Below are 20,218 nucleotides of genomic sequence, written 5' to 3'. Positions count from 1 at the left end.
CCTATCTAGTCTAAACATTTGAGATTCTATGAACAATTTCCTCTTGAATTTGGTCTTCCGAGTACCCGAAGTGTCGAATCATATCTCCGAGCAGTGCTATTTGTGTCATTAACCCAGCTGCTTTCGAATTTTGAGTAGTAAAGTCTCTACTTCCTCTCATCATGTTCCACATCCCTTTGGTCAATCTAGCAAGTTTTTGGAAAGCTTGATCTACTTCACTCTTTCTTATAGCGTAATGATGACAGGAAAAGCATTTCGCCTCAAATTCACATGCTCCCTGAATGAGACACCTACCGACACCTGTTGGTGCGGGTAAACCATAGTTTGCAAAAAATTCATCTAAAGTAATTTCTTCTGATCCTAGTGCCTTTATCAACTCATCTGGTTCAGATTGGTCATCGGTAAGTGCTTCAAAAATACGCCAAATGAATCGTCCAGCAATTTCACCATCCTGATACTTCTTCATTGTTGCGAATAACAAGGCTTTACGAGAAAGATTACTTCTAAGATAACGACTTAACATCGCATCATTTTCGTGTCCTGCAGCTAATCGTGCTAAAGCACTACTTCCAGTCTCAATCGAAATATGAGTAATAAGGTAGTGTCTATATCCGTGAGCTTTCCCTTTTTTATCCTTATGTCCAATAAATTCCGCGATTTTATCAAAAAACTTGTATATTTGCTTTTCATTTAATAGCCAAGGGAATTCTTTGAGTTGAAACAAATGAACATAAGAGGCTTCTGCCCTTTCATTCCACATTGGACGTAATTCATTCTCCACTGCTCTCTTCTTTAAAAAATTTAATGCCATTAATCCGCTAGAATCTAAAATTGGAAACTGACCATTTCTATGCTTAGCCTTCTCAATACCTGCATGAGGACTGTATAACCCAATTGCAGCTGGTGCATTTGGTAGTGGTAACACACAATCTTCAACTTGTAAGTTAAGCAAATACGTTTTACGTACTGGCGAAGAAGCTATAATTAGCCAGAAAGCACGACATAATGATTCTAAATCGTCCTCTGGTTTGTAATTTTCAATCGCTCCTTTCATTAGTGAAGGAAAATCAGGGTCATCAAATGCTAATCCGTCGCCAGCATACGTCTCTCTTTGAGCATCACGGTGTATACCTGAATACACGTCATTCGGCCAGTCCAATTGATTCGGAAAAAAGGATTGAAGACCCACTCCCCACATCATAAATGCTTTAATAAAGCTTAAGCTGTTACCGATGTATTTGTTAGAGTATTTATTACCATCTTCATTTAGAGAAAAATAATCAAACAAATCTAGATAGTCTTCATAATCAAGAAGAGAAGCATCACGCTCCCCTCGTTTATCAAGCCAAACAAAAAATTTTAATAAAGCTGCTCCAGCCTTACGCATGTAGTAGTCTAAAGCATCTGCACGAATCAAATGTTGACGATATTCTTTTGACACTTTACCCCATATGGGATGTAAACAACAGTTATCCAAATATGTCCTATGTCTTCTTTTCCCTGGTATTTCAGAATGTCCCAACTCAAAAATTAGATCTTTTAAATTCTTGGCATTATAGCGTTGATCATTTGGTCGCATCAGATCTGCTAGATTTATCTCTTCTTCTGTAAATTGTTTTAACGGCTTCATGACACTTATCATATGAATAGCTAGTTTGTTCAACAAACCTTTTTTAGAAACATCCTTACTTCTTATAAACTCCTCTTCAGAGTTCGAAAGCAGTCCTAACTTTACAGGAAAATTAGCAAGGTTTACACGCCCTCTCGTCGATAAAAATCTTATAATATCTGTACGTCGAATGAGTGCCTCTTGATCATCACCATCGCAGTAGCCAGTATCCCAAACCCAGAAAATAATGTACCAGAGCTCATGAGAACCCCCTGCTCGAAATGACAATCTTAGCTCAGGATTGGTAGCAAGCCAATCTTGTGGGTTAGGATAGGTGGCTTGAAGTTGAATTACAGCATTCTTCATTGGAAAAAATTTTTGTGCCACATTATTTAATTTGAGTGTTTCTTTCAGAAATCTACGAAACGCAGCCAAAGGAACCCATTCTAATGACACTAAACTTCTTCCCCTCTACTCAACATTGCCCGTTCAGAAATATCAGCTTGTTCCTTGTATAATTTACTCATATGCGCTACTTCACCTTTTTCAATCTCTGTATTTGTTTCTGGAATCCAGTGAATATAACTATTTTGCGTTATTGTTACTGATGAATGCCCAAGCCATTTGCTTATCTCCTCGATTGGTCTGCGATATCTAAGGCACAATGAGGTGGCAAAAAGGTGTCTGAAAGTATGAGGATAATAAGATCGTAAATCTATTGAATTCTGAGAATTTACCCATAATTTATTGACTAGTTTATTAAATTTGCTATATACTCCCTTTTCACTTAATGGCTTTCCTCTTGAATTATTAGAAGACGAGACAAACAAAAAACCATGATCTTTTCCATGGTTATGCGACATCAAGTCACTTCGCTGAACAAGTGCCCAGTAAAGTATATCTGTAAACTGATCTTGTGTAGGAAAATGAATTTCAGCTCCTGAGTAGGGATCAATTGCCTTGTGATTTATTAACGGTACTTCTCTTTGCGACGCTTTCGTTTTCCATCCAGTATGTATGACCCAGTTTCCATGTAACCCTTTCTCTTGAATGAATTTTATATTCCCAAGCAAAGATAAAACTAATGCTTCTCTTGAGCTATGATACATTTCAAGATTTGTTGGGACAGAAGACTCGTCAATTTGGATGTTAGCTGCTTCTCCAGGTCGTAAACCAAAGTATCTTAGAATAGTAAATAATAGAAGGTCTTGTGCATCTTCATAAGGGTTCAAAAATGTGAAGAAACTGTTCGCTTCAGCTTCGCTTATAACCTCAGAACGATCAATTGGCGTACCCTGACGACCCTTTCCACCGCTTGGACCTGCGGTTCCAGAATCATGTGCTAGATTCTCAACATCAAAAACAATGCGTATTCGGCTACCCGCAGTACCAGATATCAAAGAGTAGCTTTCTCTTATTTCTTTTCTAGGTATTTGTTCTATAGGTAAATTCACATACCGTTTTGTACGTTCTCGTAAAAATTCCAAATAGGCACAAGCTGTATATAGGATAGGTGCAAGTGCACCTGGGGAATATTCACACCAGTCTACTTTCCTAAGTTGGTTATGATCATTTCGAACTGCTGGCACTACTTTCCCTTCAGCCATTGCATACTTATTGAGAGGTATACTTTTTAACATTGACCACTGTATACTATGATTTGAACCCTTTAATTCTGAAAAGGGCTTATACCCATTTGGTATACATCGTAGATAATCTGCAAACCCTAAGAGAATTACTTCAAGTGGATAAGTACCACCAGACTTTACTGGAACATGATGAATACTTTCCATTTCGTCTTCTAATAACCAAAACATTAGAAAGTCTAAGAACTTCTTTAAATTACGAGCATGTCCCTCCACTGTTTTAATCTGACACTTCTTGTCATGCAGTTGACTCAATAAAAATGTAGTTGATTCATGATGTGTTTTATGATCAGGTCCACATATGGCAATGGCATTGCTTCCATCTACTTGATGTACGTAATACAATCCATTTATTTGAAGCGACTTGTAGTATCGTGCATATGCAATTAATCTGACTGTTTCAGTCATTAGCGCCGCCCTACTCAAGAGTTCTTTATATCCCAATCCCATTCTCCTTTTTGTATCATTATTCATTTTATTGTATATAACAATGAGGTATACTAATCCAATCCCTATTTTCATTTACATATTCTCCCTTAATTCTACACAAAGACTTAAATCCTTACAACAATAATAAACCCCTTCCGTTAGATAACAGAAGGGGTTTCTATATATTTCATTGCCTACTTCCCATTTGCTGACCCTCACGTCCCGCATCGCAGGCGTTGACCAGCTGATCACACTTTTTCGCAAGCTCAGCAATGACTTTAAGTTGGTCATAGGTGCGCGGATTCGGGATCAATTTAAACTCAGTCGGAATGATCGGCAAGTGATTGATATTCCATTTCTTATATTTATCATCATATTGATCAGGTTCAGCCAGCTCAATCAAATGCCCAATAGCCCACGTGATGATATACTGTTCGCCCTCAAGATGGGACCTCATATTTTTGGCCTTTGGTTCTATTGCGGCAGCAATATTTCGCCCCATATCGGGTTTTTCCGCAATAATTAATGTCTTCAACCACTAATCGCTCCTAACCTTTGATTTCCAAAGCTCATTTAGAAATCAGATTCTGTCGATTCAGTGTATCCCACTTTATAAGCGCCTGCAATATCGATCCTGTGAAAAATGACTTTTGGCATAGAAAAAAAGCCCCTGAGGGCTTTAGTTGTAACGTGGATTAGGATTCCTTCGGAAATAGCTTTTCGAAATAAAGCCGATTATGAAGAATCGCAGGATGGGCTTGATTGTAATGATATGCAACATCATTATGCATCTTCGCTTTAAGTGGATCACCAAGTTTGTCGTAACAGAGACTCAGCTGTACACGCGGCAGCCACGTCCAAGCGCTATGGTCTGTCAAGGCGGTCATATCGCCGACATTCGGACTTTGACAGGCTTTTTCATACCAGTATATCGCTTTCTCATAGCTCCCCTCACTGACAAAAATAAATCCGATCCGGCAGCAAGTAACAGCTCTAGGCCGATCAAATTCGAAGGCGCGAATCAAAGCGACCATTTGTGCATCCCGATCCTTCAGGTGAGCATAGCAATCCGCCAAATTGATTGTGGCATTAATTTTATCCTCGACCCAACCGTCACTATCAAGAAATTGCTGATAATACCCAGTGGCTTCCTCATAGTGGGCATGATCTCTAAGCTCATTGGCGAAATAAAATAAATCCCTCGGCCCGAAAGTCTCCCCCATCTCTTGACGCTTGCGATAGATACGTAAATTTCGATCGGTGTATGCTTTATCCTTCTGATGTGTGATTGCCACATCGCTATTGAGCACACTGCCATAGGCAGCTAAATATTCATGAACGGGGCCTACCCATTGAAATTGGCAATCTCGACGAACAAGTCGATTACGCCGTAAGGAGGTCGACACTTTGCCATTTGCATCAAAACCAAGGTTATAGGGCATCGTCACACGATCCACAAGCGGATCCATGGTTCGAATGAGCTCCAGAAAGAGCGCACGGTCTCGATCTGTGATCACATCATCCGCGTCCAGCCAGAGAATATATTGTTTCGTCGCTTTGGAAAAGGCGAAATTCCGTGCAGCCGCGAAATCGTCGATCCATTCGAAATCAAAGATCTGATCGGTAAATGTGCCAGCAAGCTCCTTCGTGCGGTCCGTCGATCCCGTATCCACGATAATAATTTCATCGGGAATACCTGCCACGGATTTCAAACATTCGGGCAGTGCATGCTCTTCATTTTTCACAATCATACATAAGCTTACGGTGATCTTGCGATCTTTATCTTCAATGGGATTGTAAGAACGTTTATACACGTCAATTCCCCCAAAATCGGATTGTCGAAACACATGAAACGCAGGGTAATGTGTATCTACGTATAAGGAGAAGCCTAAAGCTTGCGCACGAATACTGAAGTGTCGATCTTCTCCCCAGAAAGATATATTTCGGATTTCCGCAAATCGCACTCCGCGTACCATCGCCTCCCGACTGATCAAGGTGCACGCACCAAGTCCGCCGATCTCATGAATGCCTGGGGTCCGCATAAGTTTGAGGAAATCCAATTTACGCTGTGTAATGATCTCTTCCGTTAAAGTCTCTTTCCGCGTCATTCGAAACAATGTGTACTGGTCCGTCAACCACACCTGAGGCATTTCGATTTGATCCGGATGCCATTTCGTCCAGAAAATATTGGAAATAATATCCTTTTCCGTGGAGATGAGCTGTTCCAATGTTCTGGGGTGTAAGATAAGATCGGAATCTATGAGAAATAAGTGGTCGAAATTATGTTCTATCGCATAAACAATAATGTCATCCTTCATGCTTCCGACTTTCCACATCGTGGCCTCTTCCCAATAATGGGTACGCTCATCTTTGGCATAGATGACTGGTTCTAAAGGCATATCTTGTATGAACGTTCTTTCATTCTTTTGCTGGAAATGACGTAAGATTTCACGCGATTCACCGGATACATTGTCATCTATGAAAAAATAACTGACTTCACAGGTATTTTGCTCTAGCTCCACGAGTGAATCCAAGAAAGCTTGCAGTATTTTCGCCGTTTGTCTGATCGGACTCCCTATGAGTATGCGTTTATGGCTCATTCGGCTGGTCCCTTACGCAGGACCTTCGCAAAATAGGCGCGATTATGCAGAATACTCGGATGGTTGGGCTGATATTCAAAAGCTTTCTCATTGTGTACATTTGCTCGCTCCTTGTCACCCAATCGGTCATAACAGAGGCATAGTTGCAGATGTGGCAGCCACGTCCAAGCCGCATGATCCACTCTGCCCATCAATCCCTCAGGTGTCCCTAGCGTGGTTGCCGTTTCGTACCAGTAAGCTGCTAAACCAACTGCATGATGCTCTAAAAAGTAAGCGCCTACCCGACAGCACATCTCCGCTCGCGGCTTATCATAAGCCAAGGCTCGGAAATAAGCGCGAATTTGCGCCTCGTTATTTTTCAAAACACCATAGCTGTCTCCGATTTTCAAACAGGTGGAGTAGACGTCCTCGATCCACCCCTTTTTCGTATCCAGAAAGCGTTCGTAATAGGCAATCGCCTCTGTATGCAGCCCATGATCTCGAAGCTCATTTGCAAAATAGTACAGATCACGTGGAGAGAAATCTTCCTTGGCTTCTTCCCTTTTGCGATAAATACGAAGATTACGGTCGGTATGCTCTTTATCTTTCTTATGCGTCACTGCAACATCAGCAGCAAGAATCTTACCGCCAACAATTAGCACTTCATGCACTGGACCTTCCCATTGAAAGTCGCGTTCACGCTTTACTAATCGGTTCCGTCGCAGACTGGAAGTCACTTTCCCCGTAGCATCGAAGCTTAAATGATAATTCATCGAGACGCTGTCGACACTTGGATCTAAGGTTTGTTTCAGTGCAACTAATTTAATACGGTCGATTTCTTCAAATTCATCATCCGCATCCAACCAAAGAATATAGGATTGTGTTGCTTTGGAAAAAGAATAATTACGTGCCGCTCCAAAATCGTCGATCCATGCGAAATCGTAAATTACCGCACCAAATGAAGCTGCTATCTCCTTTGTGCGATCGGTAGAACCTGTATCCACGATGATAATCTCATCGGCAACATCTCTGACCGAGTGAAGACACCGACCCAGCGCTTGCTCTTCATTCTTGACAATCATACAGAGACTAATTGAAATCACCTTCTGGCCTCCTTTATCTAAGTTGTTATTCGTCCTGCCACGCCACAAGATGCGGACTTTCGTCCAAAATGGAATCATATTGCTCTTTCCATCCGTATTTCGCGTTAGGATCCAGCTCCATATATCGGCGATATTTCGCGATCCGATCAGCGGGATTCGACCAGCCTAGATGCTTGATTCTGCAAGGGTGCAAGAAGTAGGGAAGTACATGAATCGAAGCTGGAAAACGCCCGCAATGCTGTGGAACCTCGTGCCAGACAGAAGGAAATCCCGGTTTGTACCGGATCAGAAAGGGGCGATACGTGTTGTGAGCCGACCAGTAAACATCATCTCGATAATGCGTCTCACTCCACATATCAAACAACCGTAAGTAGATTGCATCCTGTGTACAGCTACTTAGAATAGCGTCCAAATGAGGTTGATATCGACTCTCCATCCATTCATCCGCATCTAAGTTGAGAATCCATTCAGGCTGCGTGGCTATCGTTTCTTCCCATTGCTGTTTGCGAAGGTTGACCTCGTTCGAGAATTGCGATTGCTGATTTCGAATGATCTTGAGCGGGATATGTGCCAATACCTTTTGACAAATATCCACCGTATCATCCGTACTTCCATCGTCAACAATAACGGCTTCATCGACCCAATCTCGCAGCTGTGTCAGTACAGATCGTAAATAGCGATGGCTTTCGTTTTTCACAATCATAGAGAGAGTTACTTTTGCAAGACGATTCCGCATGAAGTCAACTCCTTTCATCCTTATTCAATTTATATGTCCTACAAGGCCAAAGCGTTCGTTAGACCTTGCCCTAGTCCCCCATTCCAAGCCGTATTTTTATGAAAAAGGGCGAATGACTTGCTCCAAATGACACAGCAAAAAAGCCACCAAAACCTGCTGTTTAAGCAGATTTGGTGGCTTATCATAACCAAGCATAGGCAGACGATCTAAACTAGCTTACCATTCCAATAATAGCTGTCTTCCTTGTACACCTTGAAGGCAATTTCCACTTCTGGTATACCCAGTGACAAGATGTGTTTCGTCAATACGCCGGCATACGCATCACGAACTTCAGGCCCCCGCTCGAACCAACCCACTTCAATAAAAGGATAGGTCGCGCAGATCTCACCTTCGAAAATAGACACCGTCGAGAGACATTCCAGCATAAAGTTATCTGTTCCGCAATCACACACTTCGGCTAATTCAGCAATTAGCGCTGAGCTAATCGATTGGATGTCTAGAACACTGATTCCTCGAACAATCATGTGAGGCATGGATCGAAACTCCTCTTCCAGCAATTTACACGTTTAAGCTCTCATTAATTCTTTTATCGTTTGCAGGGGAACCCCTGTCATATTGTAGATTTCAATCAAAGTTGCTCGTGGATGCTCACGAACAAAATCCTTCACTTTATGTGTATCCTTAAGCACGAGCTGTGAACAGCTTGTACAACGTGATTCCCATTTCGCGAGGAATAAGCGTCCACATTTATCACAATTACAAAGAGACATCTCTCCACTCCCCCAAATTCGACAAATAACCTTCTCCTTAGTGACATTCGTAAGGTTAACCCGTTTTCTGGGGGTCGATGTCATTCCATATGTATTTTTGCCAAATCACCTACCCGGATCTCGCCCGGCCGTTCTACATAAGCCACAATGCCTCTTGCTTGCTGCGCTTTTTGGATGAAGAGCTTCGTCAACAGAGAATCGTTGTAGTGACTCGCAATGATACGACCTGGACCAGAACACGGTTCATTCTCACCTTCACAGACGAGCCCGCCACCACTCGGGAGCATCATCCGGATGCCCATCGGCAGCTTCGTTAACTCCGGGACTCCGCTCACCACAAGATTAGCACCTAACCATTCTGGTTTGATGTGATCTACGCCAATCCGCTCTGCAATGCCTTGCAGTTCTTCCACAGAAACAATGCTGAGCTGGCGTCGATTCATAATCTCCTGGCCGCGCTTATACATCGGCTGTCGGACACCCGCTTTGGCGAAAATTCCGAAATGCCGGTCACCTTCAATCCCGCCAAACTGCAGTGCTACGCGGTCCAGCGCTCGTGTTACGAACGTCGATGGATCATCTGCGATAAGAATCGCTTCAATTCGAGCGATTAGGGGCATTGCGACTCAACTTCCTCTCGCTCAGGCCAAAGCACGCCATCCTGCCAACCTAACACGAAGGCTTCCCAGCGTCTCTCTTCTGGAAAATCGACCAAATTCCCGAAAGTCCTATTAATCGTTACATGCTGGGTTTCGTGCGCTCGTAGTGCAGCAGCCTTGACAGGCCACATGCTCTCAGTGTCAATCATGATGGATGGCTTAAGCCCCTTCTCTCTAATAAAAGGAGAGTTCGCATAATAAAGTTTCCTTACGCTTGGGCACGCTCCGCTTAGCACCGCTGCCGTCGTTGCCTTGGAGATGGCGATATGGTCACGATGCCCATTTCCACCGTCCTCAGCAAAGGAATAGACAATTTCTACTTCGTGACGCTGTATAAACGAAATCACGCCTTGAACCAACGTCCCGAAATCAACCTCATCTAACTGACCATCCGGCCACTTTAGATGCTCTACGGCAGCAATGCCTAATATGTCCGCAGCAACTGCCATTTCTTGTTCCCGCAATTCGGCGAGTTCTTGGCGATTCTTGGCCCGTTCAAGCCCTTGTCTACCCGCATCGCCACGCGTGGCGAGCAATAGAACGGGAGGTTCCCCTTCGTCAGCAAGACGGCGAATGAGGCATCCGCTTAAGAACGTTTCATCATCCGGATGGGCATATATAAACCCGTGTCGAGACCCCATTGCACGTCCTCCATTCCTTTTTTATGCTAATAAAGCTTCAATATCTCCGCTGATCTCAGCAGGCTCCGTACGAGCACCGTATTGCTTAATCACATTACCCTCAGCATCCACCAGGAACTTCACGAAATTCCACTCGATATCACCTGTGTTATACGGTGCTGGTGTATGGCTAAGCAAATAAGCGTAAAGCGGATGCTGACCCTCGCCTTTCACTTCAATTTTATCAAACAATGGGAACGTCACCTTGTAGTTCAACTCGCAGAAAGCTTGGATCTCTTCGTTCGTGCCTGGCTCTTGTCCAGCAAATTGATTACATGGAAACCCGAGTACAACAAGCCCTTGATCTTGATATTGGTCATAAAGCTCTTGGAGCCCTTTATAATGCGGCGTAAGACCACATGCGCTCGCTGTATTGACAATGAGCAGAACCTTCCCTTTGTATGCCGAAAGTGACTGTGTTTCGCCAGTAATGGTTTGTACGTTAATATCATAAATAGACATGATGAGGTTCGCCTCCATAAATTTGTAATAACTACCTTTTAAGTATACCACCCCATGCCGCAGAAGCCCAAACCGACGAAAAACTCATTTCTTATAAATGACTTTCTATCTCCGAGCAGGTGTGTTATAGTGTTTACCTGTTTATGACATTTCAATAAACAACATCTGATCTTAGGAGGTAACTGATCTTGGACACAAAGACTCAAAGTGCCTATCAAGAAGAACTTCATCGGCTCGAACAAACGAATATCGAAATCGATAAACAATTGGAGCGGCTGCGCGCTACTCCAGTTTATTACGGTCCCGATTTAACCGAGCAGGCCCTTGAGGCTTTACGCGAAAATGGCAGACATAATTTGGCTAAGGCGATTGATGAACCGTACTTCGGACGCCTTGATTTCGAAGAAACGGGAGCTGGCGCACCTGTACCGCTGTATATAGGCAAAGCAGGTGTTGAAGACGAGCGCAACGGACATCTTCTCGTCATTGATTGGCGCGCACCGGTCGCAAGCTTATTCTACTCATTCACTGGCGGCTTGGACGCCGCATCGTACGATTCGCCGGATGGCATCATCGATGGACTCGTCTATTTGAAGCGAAATCTTGTCGTCCGCAAGCAAATTCTTCAACGGGTTGTCGATACATACGACCGCAACGAAGACTCCCTCTCCGTCGGCGATGAGTTCTTACTCTACCGGCTGGGCGAAAATAAAGATAATAAACTACGCGATATCGTCTCTACGATTCAAGCGGAGCAAGATCGCATTATCCGTGCCGCGAAGAATACTGCACTTATTATTCAAGGGGTCGCAGGAAGCGGCAAAACAACCGTCGCCTTGCACCGACTCGCTTTCTTACTCTACCAGTATCGCGAACAGGTTCGGGCGGAACGTATGATTATTTTCGCTCCCAACTCCATGTTCTTAGATTATATTTCGGGCGTTCTGCCTGAACTCGGTGTGGGCAATATTGGGCAAAGCACTTTCACCGATTGGGCACTCGATGTACTTGAGAATGAAGTGCAGATCGCTGATCAAGAGCTCACGCTTCAACGTTGGTTCGCACTCGGGAGTAAGCGACCTCCCGTTGATGATCACGCCCCTGGACGTTTCAAGGGGGCTATGGACTTCAAGCTTTACTTAGATGATTGCCTGACTAAACTTGAGAAAACTTACGTGCCTGTGGCGGATTTCTCGCCTTGGGATGGTGCAAAGCTTCCGATTGCTACGATTCGTGAGTGGTTTTTCGTCGAAAACAAACATTATCCACTCGTTAAACGTCGGGAACGTGTAGTCGCGCGAATCAAGCGTTGGATGGAAATGCAGCTCGATAAGGTGTGGGAGCAAAGCCTGAAGAAAGAACTCAAGAAGAAATCAGCGCAAAAGCTTCGCACCTACCTCACGGGCTGGCCTGAATACACGGCATTTACTTTCTATAAAATGCTGTTCACGGACAAAAGCCGCCCGGAAAGCTTGCCTGCCGATTTGTTGCAGGGCATACCAGAATCGATCGTGACCGCGTCTGCGAAGCTTTTCAAAAAGAAGGAAGTTCAATTAGAGGATCTCGCTCCACTCCTCTATATCCACACACGTCTTCATGGGATCCCGTCAGATCGTATGTTTGATCATGTGGTCATTGATGAGGCGCAGGATTTCTCACCCTTCCAAGTTACTGTCTTAGATGCATACACACGCAATAGTTCCTTCACCATCTTGGGGGATTTGTCGCAAGGGATTCATGCGTATCAAGGCATTCAGGATTGGAAGGAATTTTCCAGTTTATTTAAAGAGGAAGAAACCGGATATTTCGAACTCGAACGAAGCTATCGTTCCACGATGGAAATTATTCAGTTCGCGAATTCTGTGCTGAAGCGCGGCGTTGAGAATCCCTTACTTGCAGTTCCCGTCTTCCGCAGTGGCAATAAAGTACGAGTGCTGCAAACTTCGCTGAAAGAGCGATTGCCACTGTTGCAGCGAGCGCTTACTAGCTTGCAAGGTGGCAGCTCCAGTACAATCGCTGTTGTCGCTCGTACGGAGAAGCAAGCGCAAGAACTGCACGAGGCGCTCACCGCTCTCGGGATCGAAACGAATTTGATCACGTCCAAGCAACGCGTCTATCGCGGCGGAATTTCTGTGCTGCCTATCTATTTGACCAAAGGCTTAGAGTTCGACGCTGTCATTCTGATGGATGTTACCGCGGACCACTATGAGACAACGCTCATGGACGCGAAGCTCCTCTATGTTGGCTGTACGCGTGCGCTGCACGAACTATGGTTGGTCGTAACCGGCGAACTCTCGCCGCTAGTCGACGCCGACCAAGCGGACATTACGACGACGGAATTTCCTGCGTAGCCTTATCAGCTCAATGAGCCAAGCAAATGCAAACAAAGACACCTACCCACCGATCACTTGGATCAGGGAATAGGTGTCTTTTTCAACTTTAGAAGCCTCTTAAATAACTCAATAAGCGACCAAAACGCCGCCTTCCCCCGCATAGGTGCCAATAACAGTCCCCATATTGGAGAATAACACATTCCGGAACGGATGCTTTTCTAACAGCTGCGCCATAAATTCACGCGCCCTTGGCTCGCAATTGCTATGTGCGATGGCAATGACATCTTTCTCGTAATCATGCTCTTTATCACTAAGGAACGAGATCAACCGCTTCAACGCTCCCTGCGTGCCGCGAATTTTCTCTACAACCTCAATCGCGCCTTCTTCGCTGGCTTTCATCAGCAGCTTAATATTTAACACGGAAGCGACAGCGCCACGTACTCGATCCAGCCTTCCGCCTTTGATGACATTTTCCAGGGTATCTAGGAAAAAGAATGTCCCAGAGCGCGTTACCGCTTGTCCAATGGATGCCACCATCTTCTCAAAAGGTACCTTTGAAGCAACCATTTGCGCCGCTTGGTACACGATAACACCTAATCCCAGCGAGGTTGTCTTCGAGTCAATGACTTCAATTCGGCCTGTAAAGCCTTCCTCGATCAACATCTCTTTCGCCATTACCGCGTGATGATAGGTAGAGCTTAAAGCCGATGAAAGACAAAGCACAAGAATATCCTGATCAGCACCACATTTCTGATATTCGCTCAGAAAGTGCCCAGGGGATGGGCTTGAGGTCTTAGGCAGCGCACTCTCCCGTTTCATCCTTGCATAGAAATCGGCAAGCTCCATATCAGGTTTCATACATTCCTCCCCAAATTGCACGGATAAAGGAACAATGGATACGCCAATTTCAGTAATAATCGTACTCGGGAGGTCGCAGCTGCTGTCAGTGATAATCTTGATTGTCGTCATAGGTGTCCACTCATTTCTTATTTTTTGGCGAAAACAATACCTACCGTATGTGGTCCGCAGTGGCTTGAAACGACGCAACCGGTTTCCGTCAAAAATACGTTTTTCACATTGGTATGTAATTCAAATTGTTGTTTCACATAAGCAGCTTCTTCATGTGCCTGCGCATGTGTGATGAACATGAAATCCGTATCCATTTCGTCTTTAAAAGCTAAGGCATTTTGCAGCAGTTGGTTTAACGCTTTTTCTCGTTTCCCCCGCACTTTGTCCGTTAACTGCATTGCACCGCCAATGACGGTAACGATCGGTCTTATTTTCAAAAGACTTCCGATAAAAGCCTGTACACTCGAACATCTGCCGCCTTTATGTAAATAGTCCAGCGTATCAATGATGAATGACACTTCGATCTTACCTATTACAGGTTCTATAATGGCCTTAATCTCAGCCTGATTACGTCCCTCTAAGGCGGCTTGTGCGGCCTTCACTACTAATACGCCAATTCCGGTTGATAGGTTCCGAGAATCGATCACCAAAATTCTACCATCTGGGAAACTACCAGCTGCGATAGCTGCATTCTGAATGGTCGAGGAAAGCTCAGAAGACAGACCTATATAGACGATATCCTCTCCCGCTTCGATAAACGGAGCAAAGGCCTTCTCGAAATCGATTGGCGCTGGAGCAGCAGTTTTGGGCAATTTACCGGTATGTGTTACAAAATCAAACAACTGCTGCGCATTTATATTCACGCGATCCTGATAGGACTGTTCCTCAAAAATCACATATAAAGGAACGACCTCGATTTGAAAACGCTGCAGTAACTCTTCACTTAAATCACACGTACTATCTGTAAAAATACGAACTCGAGACATTTGATTCTACCACCTTATCTATCAATATCCTATTATAAATGAGAACGTTATCAGTCGTATGTTGTGTTCAGTATAATAGAACGATAAAAAAAGCTCAATCCTACATTTTTAGACAACTTTCGCTAAAATTCGCAAACAGGCATGTCTTACACGTGTTCTATGTATGGAGGCGCATCCCTTACCATCATGCCATCCATCTGGCACGTTTTTGTACTGGCCGGCAGCGCCTGTCATTTCATTTCCATATTCAGTTAAGTCAGATAACTCTAAACTAGTAACGATTGAAGCTGCTGCAATGTCACCGTCGCTTCTAACTGATCAGCCAATTTCTCATAACCGAGTTGGTTCGGATGAATGGCATCTTCTGAGATGAAGCGTGCCGCTTGCCCGACAAAGGCATCGTACACTTGAACAATCTGAATATGCGGCTGCTCTAATTTTCGCAGAAATAAGTTAAACCGCTGCACCCAATAAGCCGCATCAGGTATCTGTGGCAGTGGGTTATATAAGCCGATAATGGCGATTAAATACGGAGCATGAATGCCTTTGCGCAGCTTCTTAATTTCATGAATGAGCTTCTTATAATTCGACTCATAGGTGTGAAGTGCTTTTTTGAGAATTGAATTATCGCCATCATAGAAGAAAGGAATCGCCGCTTGAATCAAATCATTCCCGCCTGCCGTGATGGTGATGAGCGTCGCTTCTTGAATCGCTTTGCGAATCTGCGGATCAGATTCAATCGTCTCCAGCAATTCTCCCGTCGTTGCTCCATTCGTTCCAGCATGCTGCAAAGAAACAGGTTCGTGGAACATACTCTCTAACCATTGTCGGTAGATCGAAACGAAGCCGTGACCTTCCTCAGCACCATAACCAACGGTTAAAGAATCGCCAAACGCCAAATAATGAATACTTTTCCCCATCGCTATCCTCTCCCTAAAGCATGACGTATAGTACTATATGCGTCACCGCCCATTTTGGGAAGGGATAGCTACACGTGGACATTCGCGGTTTTTTTAAACGTTTTCAAGCTCGCCCACATAAGCTTCAATCTGCGCTTTCTCGGCATAGGTAAATTGAAATTCACTATCGCATCCTTCATCATGCAGCACAATTTGTATAATATCCCCATCTGTATTGCAAATGACAAGAATCGAAGGTGCCTCCAAGCCTTCCGGGAGCTTTTCCCCTTCAGCCAAATGGATTCCTAAGAAAATATCCCGCCATTGACCACGGCTTTCTGCCTCCAAAAAAGATAAGCTAAAGCGATGTTCCTCGTGCTCTGCCCCATATTTCATCATCGTCGATCTCACCCTTTCTATTAGTCAAAAAATCACTGCTCGCCTTCAAGCGGTTTACTTGCATTTGGCACTTCGCGCTTCTATATACTACAATGGAGTGAAGAACCATTCAACAAAGGAGCTCACATCTCATGAAATCAATCATCTCTCAAACCATAGAAAGCAATGCTAACCGTTTCAAAGACATCTCCCGTTTCATTGGAGCCAACCCCGAACTTGGGCATGAAGAATTTCTTGCTTTTGCCCGTTTAACCGAAGAATTAGCCTTTCACGGCTTTCAAATTGAACGCGGCGTCTTAGACATCCCTACTGCCTTTATCGCGACCTACGACTCCGGCAAGCCAGGTCCTGTCGTTGCCTTCATGGCCGAGTACGACGCGCTTCCTGACCTCGGTCATGCGTGTGGCCACCATCTCATCTGCATGATGAGTATCGGGGCTGCAATCGGCCTCAAAGCGGTCCTAGCCGAAACCGGCGGCAGCATCCGCGTGTATGGCACGCCTGCAGAAGAAACCAAAGGAGCCAAGGTCCCTATGGCAGCAGCGGGTCTTTTCCAGGATGTCGATATCGCCCTCATGGCACACCCTTATCATAGCTTTGAGAAATCAGGCGAATCGCTGGCGATGGACGCTATTGAGTACGAGTTCTTCGGCCGCTCGGCACATGCCGCTGCACAGCCGTATGAAGGCATCAACGCGCTGGATGCGGTGTTACAGCTTTTCAACAGCATCAACGCGCTGCGCCAGCAGCTCAAGACCGATGCCCGCATCCACGGCATTATCTCAGAAGGCGGCAAAGCGCCGAATATTATCCCGGACCATGCGGTCGCCCGTTTCTATGTACGTTCGGCCTCACGGACCTACACGAATGAGCTTGTTCAGAAGGTTCTTCACTGCGCAGAAGGCGCAGCTCTCCAGACGGGCTGCACGCTAAAAACTTCGTTCTACGAGTATTCTTATGACGAACTTCGTACCAACGAAGCCTTATCCAACGTGTTCACGGAACAATTATTTGAACTGGGTGTTGATCCGAAGGAAATTGAAATCGGCAAAGATCACGGTTCCTTGGATCTCGGCAATGTCTCGACCCAATGTCCGACCATTCACCCGTTCGTGAAGGTCGTTAATGAGCGATATTTGCTTCATACGAAGGAATTCCGTGATCTTGCACTAGATGAACCTGCCTTAGACAGCATGATCTTCACCGCAAAAGCGCTGGCTTATACAGCCTATGAAGTGCTTTCTAATCCAGATTTACTAGCGTCGATTAAAGAAGAATTCGCGGCTGGAAAATGACCATGTTTTCGTTCTTCCAGCTGTGCGAGAATCGTATAGAACATTACCATACCAATGATCCCGCTAATTGCAATCAGTAGGGCCATTAACCATGAGGACAGCATGCCGCCGAGGATAACCCCAATTCCGCCTAGAAACGTAGCTCCTTTATAGACCATGCCATATAAGGCCATATAGGAGCTGCGCGCATGGTCAGGAGCAAGGTTGCCAAGGTAGGCTTGTTTAATCGGTACATACATCAATTCACCAACGGTAGCAATAAACATGGCAAGCAGAAGCAGACCAGGTTGGTTGCTATAAGCCAAATAACTGTAGCCTGCAATATAGCCTGTGTACCCAATGAAAAGCACTTTCCGATCTGGAAAACGCCGCATCATAATCCCCATAAACAGAGAGAGCACGACGACTAACACCGTATTCTCCGTTCGCATAAACCCTAGCATTTTAAACCCATCAATCCGCCAATCATTCGTAAGCCAAGGTAAAAAAGGCGCATCCGCCATCTCTTTCCCCAGCCGAACAGACACATAGTTCCCTAGATGAAATTCCACAGAAACAAGGAACAAGGACGCCATCGTAAATACCATAAAGGTCTTATCGCGAAGCACCTTGCGGTAGTTGGACCAAATCGAAGGCTGGCTTCTCTGACTGCCAAGTTCGTTTTTCTTCGCCATTCGCGCCTGATATTCATCTTGAATAAACAAATAAGTGATAATAACGGATAGCAAACCTACTATGGCCAAACCAAGAAACAACTCGAACAAATACGATTTAAACAAGAAAGCACCCGCGATTCCCGCAATGGCAAAAGACAAGTTATTCATCCAGTACATGATCGCATACATAAATTTCCGTTCCTCAGGAGCCGTCACATCCAAGAGCATGGCCTCATTCGCTGGACCGTGTATTCCCCAGAACATGCTAACCAGGATCATGAGGACAAATGTTAGTCCCGCAGATTCAAACCACGGTGAATTCGCAGCCGCCATGAGCAAGAAACAGATCATCCAGCCAATTTCAGCTCCAAGCATCAGCTTCTTCCGTCCGAACCGATCCGAATAATGACCGCCTATGATGCCGGCAACGACGCCAGCGAGAATACCGAGTATGACGACCATACCTGCAAGGGTATCCCCTAATTTCCCCGAAAAATAAATCGACATAAAGGGAAGCACCATATTATTGGCTGTACCTGAAATAAAGGAAAGACCAATTCGAAGCTGGACATTGGAATGGAAATCTCGAAACCTCATGTGCAGCCTCCTTCCTTCTCCACCTCATTTTGAAAAGCAGCTCACGGAATTGCAATTATTTACCATCGTTCAATTAAAAGGAATGAGAAGGTTATGTCTTCTCATTACTGCGCAAGAACAACGCAACGCCGATCAAGAGCAGTCCCCCCGCTAGCAACTGGATCGTTGTAATCGTTTCACCCAGCAAGAAATAAGCCAAAATCGACGCCCCGAGCGGCTCACCTAACACCGTCATCGAGACGGAGGAGGCTTTCATGTATTTCAACAGCCAGTTAAAAACATAATGTCCGAATATCGTGGACACGAAGGCCAAAAGGAAGAAAATGCCCCACTCTTTTAGCGGATAGCCCGTGAATGCCTCACCTGTATAAACATTCGTAACTGCCAGCGTCAGCCCCGCAAATAAGAACACGAGAAAGCTGTATACATAGGCTGAAATCCGTTCGCGCAAGCTTTTGCCAAGTAACATATGAACGGCAACCGCGATCGTTCCTACGAAGGAAAGCACATCACCCTTTAACGCTTCGCCTGAAAATTGAAAATCGCCCCATCCGATGCAAACCGCCCCTACAATCGCGATACACATCGCAATTATCGCCTTACGGCTTGTCCGTACGCCATGAAGAAGAAAGGCGCCAACAAGCACAAAGATTGGCTCCAAGGTCAAAATCGCGGTCGAGCTCGCCACGGTTGTATATTTCAGTGAATCCATCCAAAATAAGAAGTGCAGCCCCAGCATTAGCCCCGAAATCGCTGTGCGCAGCCAATCTTTCAATGCGATTCTCTGAAACTCTTTGCGATAATTCCAAATAAAGGGCAGCATTAAAATATTGGTCATAAATAACCGATACATCGCAATAATGGAAGCCGAAGCATCTGACCATTTGACGAAAATGGAGGAGAAAGAAATGGCAATAATGCCGATTAGGAGAAATATGGGGATCGGTATTTTCGTTTTATTCATGGCATTCATCGTACGTACTCCTTCTATGAAAACTTGCTTCTTGTTAGCATCAAATAAGTATATAGGAGGAAGTTGCAGTTGCCAATGGTTTTTTGATCAGCGTTCAATTAATTGAGAAACAAGAAAAACCCTTCGATTTCACCCGCGACATGCAGGTAAACCAAAGGGTTGTATTCACGGTAGGATTAGTCCAAAACCGCAGTGATATGTTTGGTAGTAACGGACCAATGCGATGTATTCCAGATCGATTCTTTATCTTTGAAATAAAGAATTTGCGGTGAAGCATGCTTAATAGCTAGATCTTCCGCGATTTGGTTCGATACGGGACGGGATTCAATTACTTTCACCAAGTAATAATCCACACCCTCGTTATGTGTACCGGATAAATAGGATTCATATTCCTCAAGTGCACTCGCACTTACTGGACAGGTTGTACTGTGTTTGAGAATGACGGCAGGCTTTTCGCTGGAGCGATCAAGCACTTCTTGCCATTCTGTTAACGTTGTTAGCTCTTTCCATGCAGACATGTCAGTCATCTCCTTCCTTGTACTCTTTAAAATTATAAAG

18 protein-coding genes and 1 pseudogene are annotated in these 20,218 nt (G+C 44.7%); 2 read left to right on the top strand and 17 right to left on the bottom strand.

Features of this window, described 5'->3' with window-relative positions:
- Window positions 1-10 precede the first annotated feature (10 nt).
- The 10 genes and pseudogenes from A8709_RS15115 to A8709_RS15065 form a co-directional block, all read right to left on the bottom strand.
- The gene (locus tag A8709_RS15115) at window positions 11-2,065 is read right to left on the bottom strand and encodes a site-specific integrase (protein ID WP_065853194.1); all 2,055 of its coding nucleotides are present in this window, start codon (window positions 2,063-2,065) and stop codon (window positions 11-13) included.
- Window positions 2,065-3,777 carry a tyrosine-type recombinase/integrase gene (locus A8709_RS15110; RefSeq protein WP_065853193.1) on the bottom strand — a complete coding sequence of 571 codons (1,713 nt, stop codon included), beginning with the start codon at window positions 3,775-3,777 and terminating at the stop codon, window positions 2,065-2,067. The genes A8709_RS15115 and A8709_RS15110 overlap by 1 nt, the downstream gene beginning before the upstream one ends.
- A 103-nt stretch (window positions 3,778-3,880) precedes the next feature.
- A pseudogene (locus A8709_RS15105) lies at window positions 3,881-4,219 on the bottom strand (toprim domain-containing protein); the annotation flags it as partial.
- Window positions 4,220-4,379: 160 nt separating this feature from the next.
- Window positions 4,380-6,284, bottom strand: a complete 1,905-nt coding sequence (locus tag A8709_RS35585) for a glycosyltransferase (RefSeq protein ID WP_065853191.1) — start codon at window positions 6,282-6,284, stop codon at window positions 4,380-4,382.
- Window positions 6,281-7,366, bottom strand: a complete 1,086-nt coding sequence (locus A8709_RS15095; protein ID WP_065853190.1) for a glycosyltransferase family 2 protein — start codon at window positions 7,364-7,366, stop codon at window positions 6,281-6,283. Before A8709_RS15095 ends, A8709_RS35585 begins: the two co-directional genes overlap by 4 nt.
- Before the next feature lie 25 nt (window positions 7,367-7,391).
- Window positions 7,392-8,102: a glycosyltransferase gene (locus A8709_RS15090; RefSeq protein WP_065853189.1), complete on the bottom strand. Its 711-nt coding sequence runs from the start codon at window positions 8,100-8,102 to the stop codon at window positions 7,392-7,394.
- Window positions 8,103-8,308: 206 nt separating this feature from the next.
- A complete protein-coding gene (locus A8709_RS15085) occupies window positions 8,309-8,635 on the bottom strand; it encodes a DUF1904 family protein (protein ID WP_065853188.1) in 327 nt (108 codons plus the stop codon).
- Window positions 8,636-8,952: 317 nt separating this feature from the next.
- Window positions 8,953-9,492 carry an MOSC domain-containing protein gene (locus A8709_RS15075; RefSeq protein WP_065853186.1) on the bottom strand — a complete coding sequence of 180 codons (540 nt, stop codon included), beginning with the start codon at window positions 9,490-9,492 and terminating at the stop codon, window positions 8,953-8,955.
- Complete coding sequence (locus A8709_RS15070) at window positions 9,483-10,172, bottom strand: PIG-L deacetylase family protein (protein WP_065853185.1); 690 nt, start codon at window positions 10,170-10,172, stop codon at window positions 9,483-9,485. The genes A8709_RS15075 and A8709_RS15070 overlap by 10 nt, the downstream gene beginning before the upstream one ends.
- A gap of 21 nt (window positions 10,173-10,193) precedes the next feature.
- Window positions 10,194-10,673 carry a glutathione peroxidase gene (locus A8709_RS15065; RefSeq protein ID WP_065853184.1) on the bottom strand — a complete coding sequence of 160 codons (480 nt, stop codon included), beginning with the start codon at window positions 10,671-10,673 and terminating at the stop codon, window positions 10,194-10,196.
- Window positions 10,674-10,861: 188 nt separating this feature from the next.
- Between A8709_RS15065 and A8709_RS15060 the strand changes: the two genes are divergently transcribed.
- Window positions 10,862-13,024: a HelD family protein gene (locus A8709_RS15060; protein ID WP_065853183.1), complete on the top strand. Its 2,163-nt coding sequence runs from the start codon at window positions 10,862-10,864 to the stop codon at window positions 13,022-13,024.
- Window positions 13,025-13,132: 108 nt separating this feature from the next.
- Here A8709_RS15060 and A8709_RS15055 read toward each other — a convergent pair whose 3' ends face one another.
- The 4 genes from A8709_RS15055 to A8709_RS15040 form a co-directional block, all read right to left on the bottom strand.
- A complete protein-coding gene (locus A8709_RS15055) occupies window positions 13,133-13,975 on the bottom strand; it encodes a DegV family protein (protein ID WP_065853182.1) in 843 nt (280 codons plus the stop codon).
- Window positions 13,976-13,992: 17 nt separating this feature from the next.
- Window positions 13,993-14,841, bottom strand: a complete 849-nt coding sequence (locus A8709_RS15050) for a DegV family protein (protein ID WP_065853181.1) — start codon at window positions 14,839-14,841, stop codon at window positions 13,993-13,995.
- 266 nt (window positions 14,842-15,107) lie between these two features.
- A complete protein-coding gene (locus A8709_RS15045) occupies window positions 15,108-15,761 on the bottom strand; it encodes a GDSL-type esterase/lipase family protein (RefSeq protein ID WP_065853180.1) in 654 nt (217 codons plus the stop codon).
- A gap of 93 nt (window positions 15,762-15,854) precedes the next feature.
- Window positions 15,855-16,151, bottom strand: coding sequence for a hypothetical protein (locus tag A8709_RS15040; RefSeq protein WP_244163195.1), 297 nt, complete (start codon window positions 16,149-16,151; stop codon window positions 15,855-15,857).
- A gap of 119 nt (window positions 16,152-16,270) precedes the next feature.
- On the opposite strand from A8709_RS15040, the gene A8709_RS15035 reads away from it, so the two are divergent.
- A complete protein-coding gene (locus tag A8709_RS15035; protein ID WP_065853178.1) occupies window positions 16,271-17,434 on the top strand; it encodes a M20 family metallopeptidase in 1,164 nt (387 codons plus the stop codon).
- On the opposite strand, the gene A8709_RS15030 is transcribed toward A8709_RS15035, so the two are convergent.
- From A8709_RS15030 to ytxJ, 3 genes are all read right to left on the bottom strand, one after another.
- A complete protein-coding gene (locus A8709_RS15030; RefSeq protein WP_065853177.1) occupies window positions 17,368-18,687 on the bottom strand; it encodes an MDR family MFS transporter in 1,320 nt (439 codons plus the stop codon). The two genes, A8709_RS15035 and A8709_RS15030, sit on opposite strands and share 67 nt — an antisense overlap.
- A gap of 91 nt (window positions 18,688-18,778) precedes the next feature.
- The gene (locus tag A8709_RS15025; protein ID WP_065853176.1) at window positions 18,779-19,660 is read right to left on the bottom strand and encodes a DMT family transporter; all 882 of its coding nucleotides are present in this window, start codon (window positions 19,658-19,660) and stop codon (window positions 18,779-18,781) included.
- A 176-nt stretch (window positions 19,661-19,836) separates the two neighbouring features.
- Window positions 19,837-20,178, bottom strand: coding sequence for a bacillithiol system redox-active protein YtxJ (gene ytxJ, locus A8709_RS15020; RefSeq protein ID WP_065853175.1), 342 nt, complete (start codon window positions 20,176-20,178; stop codon window positions 19,837-19,839).
- Between the last annotated feature and the right edge of the window lie 40 nt (window positions 20,179-20,218).

Origin of the sequence: Paenibacillus pectinilyticus (assembly GCF_001700435.1) — a bacterium.
Lineage (GTDB): Bacteria > Bacillota > Bacilli > Paenibacillales > NBRC-103111 > Paenibacillus_E > Paenibacillus_E pectinilyticus.
Note: the sequence above shows the minus strand (reverse complement) of the source record. Positions and strands in the feature narration are given on the sequence as shown.